At 73.2% G+C, this 16,408-nt stretch carries 14 protein-coding genes and 1 pseudogene; 8 read left to right on the plus strand and 7 right to left on the minus strand.

From position 1 onward, the window contains the following. Positions 1–459: 459 nt before the first annotated feature. Positions 460–1,950 carry a SulP family inorganic anion transporter gene (locus ACIHAR_RS09725; protein ID WP_400018594.1) on the plus strand — a complete coding sequence of 497 codons (1,491 nt, stop codon included), beginning with the start codon at positions 460–462 and terminating at the stop codon, positions 1,948–1,950. Positions 1,951–2,462: 512 nt separating this feature from the next. Here the strand turns inward: ACIHAR_RS09725 and ACIHAR_RS09730 are convergent. The 3 genes and pseudogenes from ACIHAR_RS09730 to ACIHAR_RS09740 form a co-directional block, all read right to left on the minus strand. Beyond that, positions 2,463–2,972, minus strand: a pseudogene (locus ACIHAR_RS09730) (hypothetical protein); the annotation flags it as partial. A gap of 216 nt (positions 2,973–3,188) precedes the next feature. Continuing rightward, a complete protein-coding gene (locus ACIHAR_RS09735; protein WP_400018343.1) occupies positions 3,189–4,382 on the minus strand; it encodes a cation:proton antiporter in 1,194 nt (397 codons plus the stop codon). A gap of 2 nt (positions 4,383–4,384) precedes the next feature. Further along, entirely contained in the window at positions 4,385–4,864 is a 480-nt protein-coding gene (locus ACIHAR_RS09740) for a cation:proton antiporter regulatory subunit (RefSeq protein ID WP_400018345.1), read from the minus strand. 258 nt (positions 4,865–5,122) lie between these two features. On the opposite strand from ACIHAR_RS09740, the gene ACIHAR_RS09745 reads away from it, so the two are divergent. From ACIHAR_RS09745 to ACIHAR_RS09755, 3 genes are all read left to right on the plus strand, one after another. Continuing rightward, on the plus strand, positions 5,123–6,199 hold the full coding sequence (locus tag ACIHAR_RS09745; protein ID WP_365459150.1) for a helix-turn-helix domain-containing protein: 1,077 nt from the start codon (positions 5,123–5,125) through the stop codon (positions 6,197–6,199). Between the two features lie 204 nt (positions 6,200–6,403). Then, positions 6,404–7,318, plus strand: coding sequence for a HipA family kinase (locus tag ACIHAR_RS09750; RefSeq protein ID WP_400018347.1), 915 nt, complete (start codon positions 6,404–6,406; stop codon positions 7,316–7,318). Then, positions 7,315–7,590: a SelT/SelW/SelH family protein gene (locus ACIHAR_RS09755; protein WP_365459156.1), complete on the plus strand. Its 276-nt coding sequence runs from the start codon at positions 7,315–7,317 to the stop codon at positions 7,588–7,590. Before ACIHAR_RS09750 ends, ACIHAR_RS09755 begins: the two co-directional genes overlap by 4 nt. 13 nt (positions 7,591–7,603) lie before the next feature. Here ACIHAR_RS09755 and aceB read toward each other — a convergent pair whose 3' ends face one another. Continuing rightward, entirely contained in the window at positions 7,604–9,238 is a 1,635-nt protein-coding gene (aceB, locus tag ACIHAR_RS09760) for a malate synthase A (RefSeq protein WP_365459159.1), read from the minus strand. Positions 9,239–9,447: 209 nt separating this feature from the next. Beyond that, positions 9,448–10,047: a nucleotidyltransferase family protein gene (locus ACIHAR_RS09765; RefSeq protein WP_365459162.1), complete on the minus strand. Its 600-nt coding sequence runs from the start codon at positions 10,045–10,047 to the stop codon at positions 9,448–9,450. Between the two features lie 228 nt (positions 10,048–10,275). On the opposite strand from ACIHAR_RS09765, the gene ACIHAR_RS09770 reads away from it, so the two are divergent. Then, positions 10,276–10,563, plus strand: a complete 288-nt coding sequence (locus ACIHAR_RS09770) for a DUF5955 family protein (protein ID WP_365459165.1) — start codon at positions 10,276–10,278, stop codon at positions 10,561–10,563. A gap of 117 nt (positions 10,564–10,680) precedes the next feature. Here the strand turns inward: ACIHAR_RS09770 and ACIHAR_RS09775 are convergent, their stop codons facing one another. Then, complete coding sequence (locus tag ACIHAR_RS09775; RefSeq protein ID WP_365459168.1) at positions 10,681–11,478, minus strand: IclR family transcriptional regulator; 798 nt, start codon at positions 11,476–11,478, stop codon at positions 10,681–10,683. 283 nt (positions 11,479–11,761) lie between these two features. Between ACIHAR_RS09775 and allB the strand changes: the two genes are divergently transcribed. Then, positions 11,762–13,099, plus strand: a complete 1,338-nt coding sequence (allB, locus tag ACIHAR_RS09780; RefSeq protein WP_400018351.1) for an allantoinase AllB — start codon at positions 11,762–11,764, stop codon at positions 13,097–13,099. A gap of 54 nt (positions 13,100–13,153) precedes the next feature. Beyond that, positions 13,154–14,278, plus strand: coding sequence for an allantoicase (alc, locus tag ACIHAR_RS09785; RefSeq protein WP_400018354.1), 1,125 nt, complete (start codon positions 13,154–13,156; stop codon positions 14,276–14,278). Positions 14,279–14,650: 372 nt separating this feature from the next. On the opposite strand, the gene ACIHAR_RS09790 is transcribed toward alc, so the two are convergent. After that, positions 14,651–15,415: an SDR family oxidoreductase gene (locus ACIHAR_RS09790; protein WP_365459177.1), complete on the minus strand. Its 765-nt coding sequence runs from the start codon at positions 15,413–15,415 to the stop codon at positions 14,651–14,653. A gap of 217 nt (positions 15,416–15,632) precedes the next feature. On the opposite strand from ACIHAR_RS09790, the gene ACIHAR_RS09795 reads away from it, so the two are divergent. After that, entirely contained in the window at positions 15,633–16,271 is a 639-nt protein-coding gene (locus ACIHAR_RS09795; protein ID WP_365459180.1) for a dihydrofolate reductase family protein, read from the plus strand. The last annotated feature ends 137 nt before the right edge of the window (positions 16,272–16,408 follow it).

A 16,408-nucleotide genomic window follows, 5' to 3' on the forward strand; every position in this document is an offset into this window, starting at 1 on the left:
GTCCACGTCCCTGCTCCCGGCCCGTCTCGTTCCCGGCGGCCCCGCGTCCCGGCGGCCCGTCCATCCCTACCCTAACGTTAAGGTAGAGTTGCATGCGGTGAGGGTCGGCCTGCGCCGCCCTGCGCCAGTGCGGTGCGGGCGTCGGAACCCGCCCGCTGCCGTGTCGGGGCCGACGCCGCCCCCGGCGAAGAATCCCGAGCTCTTGCAGGAGAGACGCGTGCGCGAGTCCATGGTGCCCGGCGCCGCCGCCTGTCCGCCGTGACCCTTCGCCCCTGACCGGAGCCCCGGCGCAGCCGTGTGCGTGCCGCCCGGCTCCGGCCCCTCGACTTCCGGACCCGCCCCAGCGGGCCGACCGCGGAATGCCGGCTCGGCGTTTCCGCGCCGCTTTCCGCGCGCCCCTTCCCGTGCCAGGGGTGTGCCCCAGTACGACAGGTAGATGCCCTCTTGTCCTCTTCCGCACTGTCCCCCTCCGCTCGGCTGCGCGGCCTGCGCCCCGACTGGCTGACCGATCCCAAGGTGTGGCGCACCGAGGTCCTGGCCGGGCTGGTCGTCGCTCTCGCGCTGATCCCCGAGGCGATCTCCTTCTCGATCATCGCCGGGGTCGACCCGGCGATCGGCCTGTTCGCCTCCTTCACCATGGCCGTGACCATCGCGGTCGTCGGCGGCCGACGGGCGATGATCTCGGCGGCGACCGGCGCCGTCGCCCTGGTCATCGCCCCGCTCAACCGCGAGCACGGCCTGGGCCACCTGGTCGCCGCGGTGATCCTCGCCGGCGTCTTCCAGATCGCCCTCGGCGCACTGGGCGTGGCGAAGCTGATGCGGTTCATCCCCCGCTCGGTGATGGTCGGCTTCGTCAACTCCCTCGCCCTCCTCATCTTCATGGCGCAGGTCCCCGAGATGCGGGACGTGCCGTGGGCCGTCTACCCGCTGATCATCGCGGGGCTCGCCCTGATGGTGGGCTTCCCGAGGATCACGACCGTGGTCCCCGCGCCGCTGGTGTCCATCGTCGTCCTCACCGTCGTCACGGTCGCCGCCGGGATCGCCGTGCCCACGGTGGGGGACAAGGGCGCCCTGCCCTCCTCGCTGCCCGTGCCCGGCCTGCCCGACGTGCCGTTCACCTGGGACACGCTCACCACGATCGCGCCGTACGCGTTCGCCATGGCGCTGGTCGGGCTGATGGAGTCGCTGATGACCGCCAAGCTGGTCGACGACATCACCGACACCCGCTCCAGCAAGACGCGCGAGTCGATCGGCCAGGGCGTCGCCAACATCGTCACCGGCTTCTTCGGCGGCATGGGCGGCTGCGCCATGATCGGCCAGACGATGATCAACGTGAAGGTGTCGGGCGCGCGCACCCGACTGTCCACCTTCCTCGCGGGGGCGTTGCTGATGGTGCTGTGCATCGTCTTCGGCCCGGTCGTCTCCGACATCCCCATGGCCGCCCTGGTCGCGGTGATGGTCATGGTGTCGTTCGCCACGTTCGACTGGCACTCCATCGCCCCGAAGACCCTCAGGCGGATGCCGGCCGGGGAGATCACCGTCATGGTGATCACCGTCGCGTGCGTGGTCGCCACCCACAACCTCGCCATCGGCGTCGTCGTCGGTTCGATCACCGCCATGGTGGTCTTCGCGAAACGCGTCGCCCACCTCGCCGAGGTCACCGCCGTCACCGACCCGGACGGCACCGGCGTGGTGTACCGGGTCACCGGCGAGCTGTTCTTCGCCTCCTCCAACGACCTCGTCGGCCGGTTCCACTACGCCACCGACCCCGACAAGGTCGTCATCGACCTCTCGGCCGCCCACGTCTGGGACGCGTCCTCCGTGGCCGCCCTCGACGCCATCGAGACCAAGTACGCCCAGCGCGGCAAGACCGTGGAGATCACCGGCCTGAACGAGCATTCCGCGCACCTCCACGGCCGGCTCAGCGGCGAACTCGCCGGAAGCCACTGACGACGCCCTGCCCGCCCCGTCCCGGCTGCCCGACGGCCGCCGACGAGCGTGACGCGCGGGCGGGACGCCGGTCCGCGACCCCGCACCGGCCCGGTCCAGGGGGCGGCGCCGGCGACCGGGGCGAGGAGCGCGCGGACGGACGCACCGGGCCCGGGGCGCCGCCCCCACCCCCGTCGGGGGCGGCGCCCCGGGCCGGCCCGGACGCTCCTGAGACCGTCCGGGCGTCCCACGCCACCGGCCGGTCAGCCGGTGACCTCGATCCTCCCGTCGGCCTCGGCGGGAGCGGCGGCCGCGGGCCGGGCAGCGCAGGGCCCGCCGGGTGACCCCCTTCAGCAGGTCGGCGAGGTCGACCCCGGTGGTGGAGCTGGGGAGCTCGACCCGGACCACTTCGGCGCCAGGAGAGCGGGCGCCCGGGGACGACCCGGTGCGTCAGCGCTGTGCCGACAGGCGCTGCAGGACGGGGAGCCGGTCCTCGAGCGCTTCGGGTACAGCGACGACGACGCCTTCGCCGGCTCGACGGGGCGCACGGAGCCCGCCGTGGGTGACAGCACCTGGTCCACCCACACCTCGGCGCCGCGCCCGACAGCCGCCGGGCTCTTCGCGGCGAGCTTCACCGGTTGTCCCGCCAGGCGCACCAGTACCTCGCCGCAGCCGTCCGCGGGGATCGCGGTCACCACGGATCCCGGGGCGCCGACCAGGTCGTCGCCCCGGGGAGCCGCCCCGGAACGGTCGTGCGTCAGCGCACGACCGAGCCGGTAGGCGAGCCCGCCCGTGGCGACTCCGGCGGGCACGCGGACCGCGACGGCGCCGACCGCGCCCAGCCCGGTGGTGCCCATGACGATCGCGCCCGAGAAGCCGAGCATCGAGACGAACCCGGCGACGACCGGGAGGGACAGCAGCCCGTCGAGGACGCCGTCCAGCGCTTCCACGCCGTCGAGGAAACCCTCGATCACCCCGTCGAGGACGAGGGACGGCGTGAGGAGGACGACCCCCGCGATGCCGAGACCCAGGAACCAGGCCATCCGCGCTCACCGCCTCCCCGTGCCGTCACCCCGTCGGTGAACGCATGCTCACATGCGGGTCCCGGCGACGGCATTGCCACGTTCCGGCAGTTCTCCCGTGTGTTCGATGCCGGGCCCGTACGCGCGCGATTCCCCGGGGCGCCGTCGAGGCCGTGGTCGGCCGGTTCGACACCGGGCGTCCCGGCCCCGGCACCGGCGCCGCACCGGCCGGGCCTGTCACGAGGGACGCCTGCCTCCTCGCTGCGCGGCGCCGCCGGCCGCCGTGGGGGCACCGCGGGTGGGGACGGGCCCGGCGAGCCGGGTGAGGACCGGGCCGGCGACCGCCAGGATGAAGACGTAGGCGGTGACCAGGGGCACGAGGCCGCCGTGCAGGGTGCCGACCAGGCTGATGATGACGAGGGAGAACTCGCCGCGCGCGACGAGCGCGGTTCCGGCCCTGAGCCGGCCGCGGCGTCCGACCTTGTCCCGGGAGGCGGCGTAGTGGCCGGTGACCAGTTTCGTCACCGTCGTGACCACGGCCAGCGCGAGGGCGGCCGGCAGGAGCGGCACGAGGTCGTCCGGGTCGACGGTCAGGCCGATGGCGAGGAAGAACACCGCGGCGAACAGGTCCCGCAGGGGGCTGAGCACGGCTCGGGCCCGGTCGGCGGTCTCGCCGGTGAGGGTCAGCCCGACCAGGAAGGCGCCGACCGCCGCCGAGGCGTGGATGAGTTCGGCGAGCGCGGCGACGATCAGGGTCAGGCCGAGCACCCTCAGCATGAGCTGTTCGGCGTCGGGGTGGGCGAGCAGCCGGCCGAGGTGGTGGCCCCACCGGTAGGACGCGGTGAACGCGGCGAGGACCGCGCCGATGGCGATCAGCACACCGAGGACGGCCTGCCACCAGGGGCCGCCCGAGGCGAGGACGGCCAGCAGAGGCAGGTAGGCCGCCATGGCGAAGTCCTCCATGACCAGCACGGACAGGACGGCCGGGGTCTCGCGGTTGCCCAGACGGCGCAGGTCGGCCAGGAGCCGCGCGACGATGCCCGAGGAGGAGATGTACGTGGCGCCGGCCAGGGCCAGGATGCCGATGCCGTCCAGGCCGAGGAGCCAGGCGGCCACCGCGCCGGGCACGGCGTTCAGCACCAGGTCGATCACGGCGGAGGGCACGTGCCGGCGCAGGCTGCTGGTGAACTCGGTGAGGGAGAACTGCAGACCCAGGGTGAGCAGGAGCAGGACGACGCCGATGCCCGCTCCGATCTCCACGAACTCTCCGGCCGCGGGGACCGGCGCGATGCCTCCCTCGCCGATGGCCAGACCGGCGAGCAGGTAGAGCGGGACGGGGGACAGCGTGAAGCGCCTCGCCGCGGCACCGAGCACGCTGAGGGCGGCCAGGATGATCCCGAGCTCCAGCAGCAGGGTGACGGGCGTGCGCACGCTCAGCCCCGGACGATCTGTTCCACGCCGGCGATTCCCTCGTCCGTTCCGATAACGACCAGTACGTCACCGGCCCGGAGCACCTGGTCCGGCGTCGGTGACGCGATCACGTCCTCGCCGCGGACGATCGCCACGATGGAGGCGCCCGTCCGGCTGCGCGCCCGGGTCCGGCCGAGGGGCTTGTTCGCGAACGGGCTTCGGGGGCGCACCTCGACCTGCCCGGACACCAGCCCGGGCACCTCCTTGGTGAGGTCGGCGAACCGTTCGGCGATGCGCGGCGCGCCCAGGATCTCGGCGACCGTGTCGGCTTCCTGGCTGTCGAGCCGGACCACGGGCCGGGCCTCGTCGGGGTCGCCGCCCACGTAGACGACCAGTTCGAAATAGCCCGTCCGTGCGGCGACGATGCCGACCAGGTCGCCCTCATGGTTGGTGAACTCGTACCGCAGCCCGATCCCGGGCAGGAGAACCTCGGTGACGTCCATCCGCTCATCATCGCCGGGGCCCGCTGCCGGAAGGGTGTGTGAAGATCAGGCGTGTCGGCGGACGCCCGCCGCGGGCCAGGCACGCGACACGACCACACCGGCCGCATCCGCCGAGCCCGCTGAGCCCGCCGTGTCGCGCACGCCGGCACCAGGACACGGGGAACACGGCGCGTGAGCGGGGACACCGGCCGGGCCCGGAGGTCCGCCCGTCACCGCAGGCCGCGCACCCGCGACGACGTGGGATCGAAGAGGGGGGACATGACTGTCCAGCACACATCCGAGGCGTACCTGGACGGCTTCGAGCGGATCCTGGCGGACGCCGCCGCCACGGGCCGCCGGCTGACCCGCGACGAGATCGAGTCCCGGCGGGCCCTGGGCGCACGGGCCGCCGAGGCCGGGCACGGCTGGCGCCCCCTGATCCGCGCGCACCTCGCGGCCGGCCGCGCCTGCCGGCCCGGACAAGCGGACCCGGACAGCGTCCTGTCCGTCATCGAGCAGGCCGTGGACGCCTTCGCCGACGGTTACGAACGCGCCCAGCGACTCGTCGTCCGCAAGGAGGAGGCGGCCCGCCGCGAGTTCATCGACGACCTGCTCCAGGGGCGCGGCGACCCGGGCCGACTCGCCGCCCGCTCCGAACGCTTCGGGCTGCGCCTGTCCCGCGCCCACGCGGTCGCCGTCGCGGCGGGACCCGACAAGTACGACGAGACCGATCCCGTACCCCGGCAGGTGGCGGGCGCCCTGTTCGCACGCTTCGAGAACCGCCGCATCCTGTTCACCACCAAGGACGGTCGGATGGTGTGCATCGCCCCCGGCGACCAGGACGACGTCCTCACCCACTTCGCCAAGCACGCCTACGCCGCCACCGGCGGCAGCCAGGTCGCCATCGGCCGGCCCCGGCCCGGCACGATCGGCATCGGACACAGCTACGAGGAAGCCCTCAACGCCCTCGACGTGGCCCGGCGCATGGGCCTGGACGACCCGCTGCTGCGCGCCGCCGACCTGCTGGTCTTCCCCGTCCTGGCGCGCGACCGGCAGGCCCTGGTCGACCTGGTCCACAGCACCCTGGGGCCACTGGAACAGGCACGCGGCGGGGCACGGCCGCTGCTCGACACCCTCACCGCCTACTTCGACACCGGCTGCGTGGCCGCCGCGACCGCCCGGCGCCTGTCGCTGAGCGTGCGCGCGCTGACCTACCGGCTGGAGCGCGTCCACACCCTGACCGGCCACGACCCGGCCGATCCGGCCCAGCGCTACATCCTGCAGACCGCGGCCATCGGCGCCCGTCTGCTGGAGTGGCCCACCAGACCCCTGCACTCCACCGACGCCTCCCCGTAGAGCCGTCCCCCCGACCGACGAGGAGGGCCCGAGCCGCCGCGCTTATGCTCACTGCATGCCGGAAAACCGGGAGCAAGGGGCGCACCGTCGTGGACGGGCCGCCCAGGAGGCGGGGGGACCGACGCGCCGGTCGAGGTCCTCCCACTGCGTGCGTCGGGAGTTGAGCGTGGACTGCAGGACCGCGGCGTCGGACGGGCCGGGAACATGCTGACCGAGGTCACCGCGACCCGCTACGTCGCCCCCCTGCGATCCGGCGGCTCCGTCCCCGCGGTGGTCGAGGCCGACGACCTCGGGACGTACGTCGTGAAGTTCACCGCCTCCGCGCAGGGCCGCAAGGCGCTGGTCGCCGAGGTGATCGTGGGCGAACTGGCGCGTGCCCTGGGCCTGCGCTTCCCCGAGCTGGTCCTGGTGCACTTCGACCCCGCGATCGCCGAGCGGGAACCGCACCAGGAGGTGCGCGAGCTGCACCGGGCCAGCGCGGGCGTCAACCTCGGCATGGACTACCTGCCGGGCGCGAAGGACTTCACCCCCGAGGTCGCCTCGTCGTTCGCCGTGGACCCGTCGGAGGCGGGCCGCATCGTCTGGCTCGACGCCCTCACCGCGAACGTGGACCGTACGGTGCACAGCTCCAACCTGATGGTCTGGCCGACGTCCGGGACCGTGCCGCCGCGCCTGTGGCTGATCGACCACGGCGCCGCCCTCGTCTTCCACCACCGCTGGGACGGCTCCGACCCCGCGAAGGCCTACGACTTCCGCCACCACGCCCTCGGCCACTCCACGCCCGACGTGCGGGCGGCCGACGCGGAACTGGCGCCGAAGGTGACCGGGGAGCTGCTGCGGGAGATCGTCGCGGAGGTGCCGGACGCCTGGCTCGCGGACGATCCCGCCTTCGCCACGCCCGACGAGGCCCGGACGGCGTACGTGGACCACCTCCACGCGCGCGTGCGGGCCTCCGCGGCCTGGCTGCCGACCGACTTCCCCTCCCGGGAGGAACTCGCCGCCGAGGAGGCCCTCCGGGCGGCACGTACCCAGCAGGGCCGCCCGGACTGGCTCAAGCGGGTCCCCGACCTGCACGGCAAGCCGGCGGCGGAACAGGATTGGTCGGTGCACCTGGGATGACGGACACACAGCGGGTCGAGATCGAGTACTGCACCCAGTGCCGCTGGCTGCCCCGGGCGGCCTGGCTGGCCCAGGAACTGCTCACGACCTTCGAGGCCGAGCTGACGGAGCTGGCGCTGCGGCCGGGCAGGGGCGGGGTCTTCGTGGTGCGCGTGAACGACGAGGTGGTGTGGGACCGCCGCGAGCAGGGCTTCCCGGAGCCCACGGCCGTCAAGCAGGCCGTACGCGACCGAGTGGCCCCGGGGAAGTCCCTGGGCCACTCGGACAGGTGAGCGCCGCCGCCCCTCAGCCTTCGAGCTGCTGGTACGCGGGCAGCGTCAGGAAGTCGGCGTAGTCCTCGTCGAGCGCGACCTCAAGGAGCAGGTCGTGGGCCTGCTGCCAGTGCCCGGCGGCGAACGCCTCCTCGCCCAGCTCCGCGCGGATGCGGCGCAGTTCCTCGGCGGCGACCTCGCGGGCCAGCTCCGGGGTGGCCCGCACGGTCTTCCCGTCGCGTTCGAACTCGACGCCCGCGTTGATCCACTGCCAGATCTGCGAGCGGGAGATCTCGGCCGTGGCCGCGTCCTCCATCAGGTTGAAGATGGCGACCGCGCCGAGTCCGCGCAGCCAGGCCTCGATGTACCGGATGCCGACCTGGACGGCGTTGACCAGACCGTCGTACGTCGGCTTCGCGTCGAGGGAGTCGATCGCGATCAGGTCGGCCGCGCTGACGTCGACGTCCTCGCGCAGGCGGTCCTTCTGGTGGGGCTTGTCGCCGAGCACCTTGTCGAAGGACTCCATGGCGATCGGCACCAGGTCGGGGTGGGCGACCCAGGAGCCGTCGAACCCGTCGTTCGCCTCGCGGTCCTTGTCGGCGCGGACCTTCTCGAAGGCGACCTTGTTGACCTCGGCGTCGCGCCGGGACGGGATGAAGGCCGCCATGCCGCCGATGGCGTGCGCGCCCCTCTTGTGGCAGGTGCGCACGAGGAGTTCGGTGTACGCCCGCATGAACGGCGCGGTCATCGTGACCGCGTTGCGGTCGGGGAGGACGAACCGGGCGCCGCCGTCACGGAAGTTCTTGACGATGGAGAACAGGTAGTCCCAGCGGCCGGCGTTCAATCCGGAGGCGTGGTCGCGCAGTTCGTAGAGGATCTCCTCCATCTCGTACGCGGCCGTGATCGTCTCGATGAGCACGGTGGCGCGGACGGTGCCCTGCGGGATGCCGACGTGGTCCTGGGCGAACACGAAGACGTCGTTCCACAGGCGGGCCTCGAGGTGCGACTCGGTCTTCGGCAGGTAGAAGTACGGGCCCTTGCCGAGGTCGAGGAGGCGCTGGGCGTTGTGGAAGAAGTAGAGCCCGAAGTCGACGAAGGCGCCGGGGACCTGACGGCCGTCGCCGTCGACGAGGTGACGCTCGTTCAGGTGCCAGCCGCGGGGGCGCATGACGACGGTCGCCAGCTCCTCGTTCGGGCGCAGGGCGTACGACTTGCCGGTGCGCTCGTCCGTGAAGTCGATGTTCCGGGTGTACGCGTCGATCAGATTGAGCTGACCGAGGACCACGTTCTCCCAGGTGGGCGCTGAGGCGTCCTCGAAGTCGGCGAGCCAGACCCGGGCGCCCGAGTTGAGCGCGTTGATGGTCATCTTGCGGTCGGTGGGGCCGGTGATCTCCACCCGGCGGTCGTCGAGTGCCGCGGGGGAGGGGGCCACCTTCCAGGAGTCGTCCGCGCGGACGGCGGCGGTCTCCGGGAGGAAGTCGAGCGTGGAGGTGCGGGCGATCTCGGCGCGGCGCTCCGCGCGGCGGGCGAGGAGTTCGTCACGGCGCGGCGTGAACCGGCGGTGCAGCTCGGCCACGAAGGCGAGGGCCGCGTCGGTGAGGACCTCCTCCTGCCGGGGCAGGGGCTCGGCGTCGACGATGGCCAGCGGGGACGGCGCTGGTGCGGACATGAGCTGTCACTTCCTTCAGCGAGCGTGGCACCGGGTGCCAGGTAACCCGGGCGGGTGCGGCGAGCGCCCGGGGAGCGGCCGAGCGCCGTCCGGGTGCTGTCGAATGCTTCTGATCAGTGGATACTAGTTTCCTCATTGTGGAAGTTCAATGGTTTGTTGATGTCGAGATTCTCCGGGTCGAGGCAAGATGGCTCTGCGTGCCACCTCGTTCACTCCAGGTGCGCCAGGTCCTCGGCGGTGTCGATGTCGAACGGCTGCGCCACGTCCCCGCACTCGACGAGCGTGATCGCCTCGACGTGCGCCTTCAGATAGGCGCGTGCCCCCCGGTCGCCGGTCGCAGTCGCCGCGACGCCGGCCCAGTGCGCGGCGCCGAGGAGGACGGGGTGCCCGCGCAGCCCTCGGTAGGTGGCGGACGCCAGCGACGACTCGTCCCCGTACGCGCCGAGCACCCGTGCCATCGCCTCCGCCCCGATGCCCGGCTGGTCGACCAGCGAGACCAGCGCGGCCCTCGCCCCCGTCCCGGCGAGCGAGTCCAGCCCGGCCCGCAGCGAGGAACCCATGCCGCGCTCCCACTCCGGGTTGGTGACCAGCACGCACCCGTCGAGCCGCGCCCGTTCCCGTACGGTGTCGGCGGCGGCCCCCAGGACCACGTGCACGCGCGCGCAGCCGGCCGCGCGCAGCACCTGCACCGCGTACTCCACGAGCGGCCGCCCCCGATGCGTCAGCAGTGCCTTGGGGCGTCCGCCGAGGCGCCGCCCCCCTCCCGCCGCGAGGAGCACCCCGGCGACCTCGTCCACCTTGTGCGTCATATGTTCTGCATACCTGCTGCCTGTCCGACGCGGCGACGGCCGCGCGGTGTCGCGGGGCTGAATTTCGGTCCGTGCGGTGGCGCCCCCGCCGCCGGTGGCGTTTACTGACCCGCGCGTCCCCCGGCGCCCGACCAGCGCCACGGGGATGCCGGGTGGGGACACGATGCGCTTGCGCACCAGGACGTGCCAGGGGGGAGAGCTGTGTTGCGGAGCTTGGGGCAGAGGCCAGTGACCGGCAGCGACGAGGATCCGAGGGTGGCGGAACTGCGGACCGCGGTGTCCCGGCTGCGCCGCGAACTCGCCGCGCATCCGGCCGAGTTCCCTGACCGGGTCATCGCCGAGGAGGAACTCGCCGCCCTCGCCGCGATGGCCGCCCACGGAATCCCGGAGATCCCCCGGCTGCGCCGCTCCCTGCTGCTGATCGCGGGCGCGATCGGCTCGGTGAGCGCGCTGGCCAAGGGCCTGTCGGACGTACGGAACGCGGTGGAGCTGTTCGGGGAGGCGCCGCGGGGGTGAGCCGGGGCTGCCGCTCCGGGCCGTCGGCTGCCCTCGGGTCTGTCGTCCGGAGCAGGTCGCGGGGAAGCGACGTGCTGTTCGGCGCCGCGTCCGCCGCGTGATCCGAACGGCAGGCCCTCAGAGCGCCGGGCCCGGATTCGCCAGCGCCGTGGACAGTTCCGCCGCGACCTGCTGGAGCACCGGCACGATTCTCTCGGTCGCCGTCTCCGTGACGCGGCCGGCCGGGCCGGAGATCGAGATGGCGGCGGCCGTGGGGGAGTCGGGGACGGGGACCGCCAGGCAGCGGACGCCGATCTCCTGCTCGTTGTCGTCGACCGCGTAGCCCTGGCCGCGCACGTCCTTCAGAGCCGCCAGGAAGCCGTCCGGGGTGGTGATCGTCTTCTCGGTGGCGGCGGGCATGCCCGTGCGCTGCAGCAGGGCGCGCACCTCCTCGTCCGGGAAGCCGGCGAGCAGGGCCTTGCCGACGCCCGTGGAGTGCGGCAGCACCCGCCGGCCGACCTCGGTGAACATGCGCATCGAGTGCTTGGACGGCACCTGCGCCACGTACACGATCTCGTCGCCGTCCAGCAGGGCCATGTTCGCCGTCTCGCCGGTCTCCTCGACCAGGCGGGCCAGGTAGGGGCGGGCCCAGGTGCCCAGCAGCCGGGAGGCGGACTCGCCGAGGCGGATCAGGCGCGGGCCGAGCGCGTACCGGCGGTTGGGCTGCTGGCGGACGTACCCGCAGGCCACCAGGGTGCGCATCAGGCGGTGGATGGTGGGGAGTGGAAGCCCACTGCTCGCGGAGAGCTCGCTCAGGCCGACCTCGCCGCCCGCGTCCGCCATCCGCTCGAGCAGGTCGAAGGCGCGCTCGAGGGACTGGACCCCTCCGCCGGCGGACTTGGCGGAGTCGTTGGTGCTGGCGCTGGACGTCGGCACGGCGCGTTCCTTTCGGGACTGGCGGGAAGAGCTGAAGCCTACCCGGCGGTCGTTTGACTCCTCGCTTGTGCGTCACTACGTTCTGCTTCTCGGAAGTCTAATTCCGCTTTACGGAAACGTCCAGATCGGCGCCGGCGGGTGCACTGTGGAGACGTGAGCCCTTGACGGCGCGCGGCCGAGGGATGAAGACTCCTTCAACAGAACGTTGAATTCCGTTGCGTGGAAGTTGCGCGGGGGTACATCACGCCTCCCGTGAGCAGAACGGCGGCAGAGAGGGGTCCGGGTGTCCGACGCTGAACTGGTGCTGCGCTCGACGCGCGTCATCACACCGGAAGGGACGCGGGCCGCCTCGGTCGCCGTGGCCGCCGGCACGATCACGGCCGTCCTGCCGCACGACGCCCACGTACCGCCGGGCGCCCGCCTGGAGGACCTCGGCGACGACGTCCTGCTCCCGGGCCTGGTCGACACCCACGTGCACGTCAACGACCCCGGCCGCACCGAGTGGGAGGGCTTCTGGACCGCCACGCGCGCGGCGGCGGCCGGCGGCATCACCACCCTCGTCGACATGCCCCTCAACTCCCTCCCGCCGACCACCACGGTCGACCACCTCCGCACCAAGCGGGAGGTGGCCGCCGACAAGGCGCACATCGACGTCGGCTTCTGGGGCGGCGCCCTGCCCGACAACGTCAAGGACCTGCGCCCGCTGCACGACGCCGGCGTCTTCGGCTTCAAGGCCTTCCTCTCCCCGTCGGGCGTGGACGAGTTCCCGCACCTGGACCAGGACCGGCTGGCGCGGTCCCTCGCCGAGATCGCCGGGTTCGGCGGCCTGCTGATCGTGCACGCCGAGGACCCGCACCACCTCGACGCCGCCCCGCAGCAGGGCGGCCCCCGGTACGCCGACTTCCTCGCCAGCCGCCCCCGCGACGCCGAGGACACCGCCGTCGCGAACCTGATCGCCCAGGCGAAACGCCTGCACGCGCGCGTGCACGTGCTGCACCTGTCCTCCAGCGACGCGCTGCCGCTGATCGCCGCCGCGAAGGCGGAGGGGGTGCGCATCACGGTCGAGACCTGCCCGCACTACCTCACCCTCACCGCCGAGGAAGTCCCGGACGGCGCCAGCGAGTTCAAGTGCTGCCCGCCCATCCGCGAGGCCGCCAACCAGGACCTGCTCTGGCAGGCACTGGCGGACGGCACCATCGACTGCGTGGTCACCGACCACTCCCCGTCCACGGCCGACCTCAAGACCGGCGACTTCGCCACCGCCTGGGGCGGCATCTCCGGACTCCAGCTCAGCCTGCCGGCCGTGTGGACCGAGGCGCGCAGGCGCGGCCACGGACTGGAGGACGTGGTCCGCTGGATGTCCACGCGCACGGCGGCCCTCGTGGGCCTCGACCGCAAGGGCGCCATCGAGGCCGGCCGCGACGCCGACTTCGCCGTCCTCGCCCCCGACGACACCTTCACCGTCGACCCGGCGGCCCTCCAGCACCGCAACCGCGTCACCGCGTACGCCGGCAGGACGCTGTACGGCGTCGTGAAGTCCACCTGGCTGCGCGGCGAACGCATCGTCGCGGACGGCGAGTTCACCGACCCGAAGGGCCGGCTGCTCACGCGCCCCCACTGACCACCCGCGCCGCACCCGCAGCGGCCCGACTCCCGAAAGGAAGACCTGATCACCGTGACGGCGACAACCGGCTTCACCGGCGACGCGAACCCCTACGGCGGCGGCGACCCCTACGCGGACTACCGCACCGCCGACTTCCCCTTCACCCAGCACGCCAACCTCGCCGACCGGCAGCTCGGCGCCGGAGTGATCGCCGCCAACGACGAGTTCTTCGCCCAGCGGGAGAACCTGCTCGTGCCCGGGCGCGCGGAGTTCGACCCCGAGCACTTCGGCCACAAGGGCAAGATCATGGACGGCTGGGAGACGCGTCGGCGCCGCGGCGCCTCGGCCGACCACCCCTGGCCCACGGCCGACGACCACGACTGGGCGCTGGTCCGGCTCGGCGCGCCCGGCGTGATCCGCGGCATCGTCGTCGACACGGCCCACTTCCGTGGCAACTACCCGCAGGCGGTGTCCGTCGAGGGCACCTCGGTCCCGGGCTCCCCCTCCCCCGAGGAACTGCTGGGGGACGACGTGAAGTGGACGACGCTCGTCCCCCGCACACCGGTCGGCGGGCACGCGGCGAACGGCTTCCCGGTGGCGGTCGAGCAGCGCTTCACCCATCTGCGGGTCAACCAGCACCCCGACGGCGGCATAGCCCGCCTGCGCGTGTACGGCGAAGTCGTCCCCGACCCCGCCTGGCTCTCCGCCCTCGGCACCTTCGACGTCGTCGCCCTGGAGAACGGCGGCCAGGTCGAGGACGCCTCCGACCTCTTCTACTCGCCCGCCACCAACACCATCCAGCCCGGCCGCTCCCGCAAGATGGACGACGGCTGGGAGACGCGCCGCCGGCGCGACCAGGGTCACGACTGGATCCGCTACCGGCTGGCCGCCCAGGCCCACATCCGCGCCCTGGAGATCGACACGGCGTACCTGAAGGGCAACAGCGCCGGATGGGCGTCGGTGTCGGTGAGGGACACCGACGGCAGCGGCGCCGGCGAGTGGCGCGAGATCCTCCCGCGGACCCGCCTCCAACCCGACACCAACCACCGCTTCGTCCTGCCCGAGCCGGCGGTGGGGACGCACGCGCGCGTGGACATCTTCCCCGACGGCGGCATCTCCCGGCTGCGCCTGTTCGGCTCACTGACGGAACAGGGCGCGAGCCGCCTGGCGGCGCGACACCAGGAACTGGGCGGCTGACCCGCACCCTCCCTCGCCCCGCCGCTCCTTCCCGTCCCGCCGCAGGCGCTCCGCCCCTGCGCCGGGGGCGGGGCCGGCGCCCCCTGGACGTGGATCGTTCGTCCGTCCGCTCAGGGCCGCGAGGGCGCCGACCCGGAGCACCCTGGCACCGGACCGGCGCCCTCGCGCCGCGAAGCGGTGTGCGACTCGGCGAACTGCCGCGGGTTCGGCCCCGTGCACGGAGCCGTCCAGGACGGCTCCGACACGGTCGGCCCAGGGCAGCGATCAAAGAGTCTCGCTGCCTGCCCGTTGCGGTCGCATATCGCCGACGACCCGGTGCCGCCCCGGGTCGGGGACGGAGAGGGCGGCGGGGGCGAGGGACGTCTCACGGCGTCACGCCGCGTGGCCCCCGTCCACCGCGACCTCGGCACCCGTGACGTACGCGGCGCCCGCCAGATGCGCGACCGTCGCCGCGACCTCCTCGGCCGCCCCGAACCGCCCCACCGCGGTCATCGCCGCCTGGCCGGCCGCGTACGGCCCGTCCGCCGGGTTCATGTCCGTGTCGATCGGGCCGGGATGGACGATGTTGGCCGTGATCCCGCGCGGCCCGAGTTCCCGGGCCAGCGCCTTGGTCAGTCCCACCAGCGCCGACTTGCTCATCGCGTAGAGCGTCCCGCCCGGCCCCGGCACCCGCTGCGCCATGCAGGAGCCGATGGTGATGATCCGGCCCCCGTCCCGCAGGTGACCGGCCGCGGCCTGCGAGGCGAGGAACACCCCGCGCACGTTCACCGCGAGGACCCGGTCCACCTCGGCGAGCGACAGCTCCCGCAGAGGCCCGAGCACCCCGACGCCCGCGTTGTTCACCAGCACGTCCAGCCCGCCCATCGCCTCCGCCGCGAGCCTCACCGCCTCCGCCGCCTCGCCGGCGTCCGCGCAGTCCGCGCGCAGGGCCACCGCGCGGCGCCCGAGGGCCTCCACGCTCCGTACGACGCCCTCAGCCGCCTCCTTGCCGTTCACGTACGTCAGCGCGACGTCCGCGCCCTCCCGCGCCAGCCGTAGCGCCGTCGCCGCGCCGATGCCGCGGCTACCGCCGGTCACGAGGGCCACCTTGCCGTCGAGGGTCCCGTTCACCGTCGTGGTTCCGTTCGAAATCGTCATGGGCCCATCCCACCGCCGGCCGGACGCGAGCGCTGGCGGCGAACGGACATCCACGTCACGGGCGGGGTGCTCTGGCCGAACCCGCACCGGCCGGACTGCCCCGACCGAACCGCCAGGCCGAAACACGCCGGACGCGCCGATGAGTTGCGGGGCCGGGCGGGGTCTGCCCTGATGACAGTGGATCCCACCCCGAGCAGCAGCAAGGAGGGCACCCGCCATGGGCAAGCTCGTCCTCACCAGCTTCGTCACCCTCGACGGCGTCTACCAGGCACCCGGCGGTCCCCACGAGGACACCAGGGACGGCTTCAAGCAGGGCGGCTGGAGCGTCCCGTACGGCGACGACGACTTCGGCCGGTTCGTCAACGAGGTCTTCGAGCGCGTCGGCGCCTTCCTCCTCGGCCGCCGCACCTACGACATCTTCGCCGCGTACTGGCCGAAGGTGACCGACCCGGCCGATCCCGTCGCCTCCAAGCTGAACGGGCTGCCGAAATACGTGGCCACCTCGACGGCCCTCGCCGACCCCGTCTGGGCCGGCACCACCGCGATCCACGGCGACCTCGCCAAGGAGGTCACCGCCCTCAAGGAGCGGACCGACGGCGAGCTCCAGGTCCACGGCAGCGGCGCCCTGGCCCACACCCTCCTCGCGCTGGACCTCGTCGACACCCTTCACCTGTTGACGTTCCCGGTCGTGCTCGGCGCCGGCCGCCGCCTGTTCGCCGAGGGCACCCTGCCCACCGCGTTCCGGCACACCGGCGGACGCATCACCGCCGCGGGCGTCTCCATCCAGACGTACGCACTGGACGGCCGCCCCCGCTACGGTTCGTACGAACTTCCGGACAACGGCCAGGTGCGGTGACCCGCAGCGTTGTTCGTGGGGCCGATGGGTGGCCGGACTGCGAGTGCGGTGTGGCAGCGGTGGTGGTCGCAGGGGTGCGGGAGGACAAGAGCGCCACCGTCCACCTCGCGGTACTTCGCCTTGGGCCGTCCTCATCC

Source organism: Streptomyces sp. NPDC052016, assembly GCF_044548445.1.
Classification (GTDB): domain Bacteria; phylum Actinomycetota; class Actinomycetes; order Streptomycetales; family Streptomycetaceae; genus Streptomyces.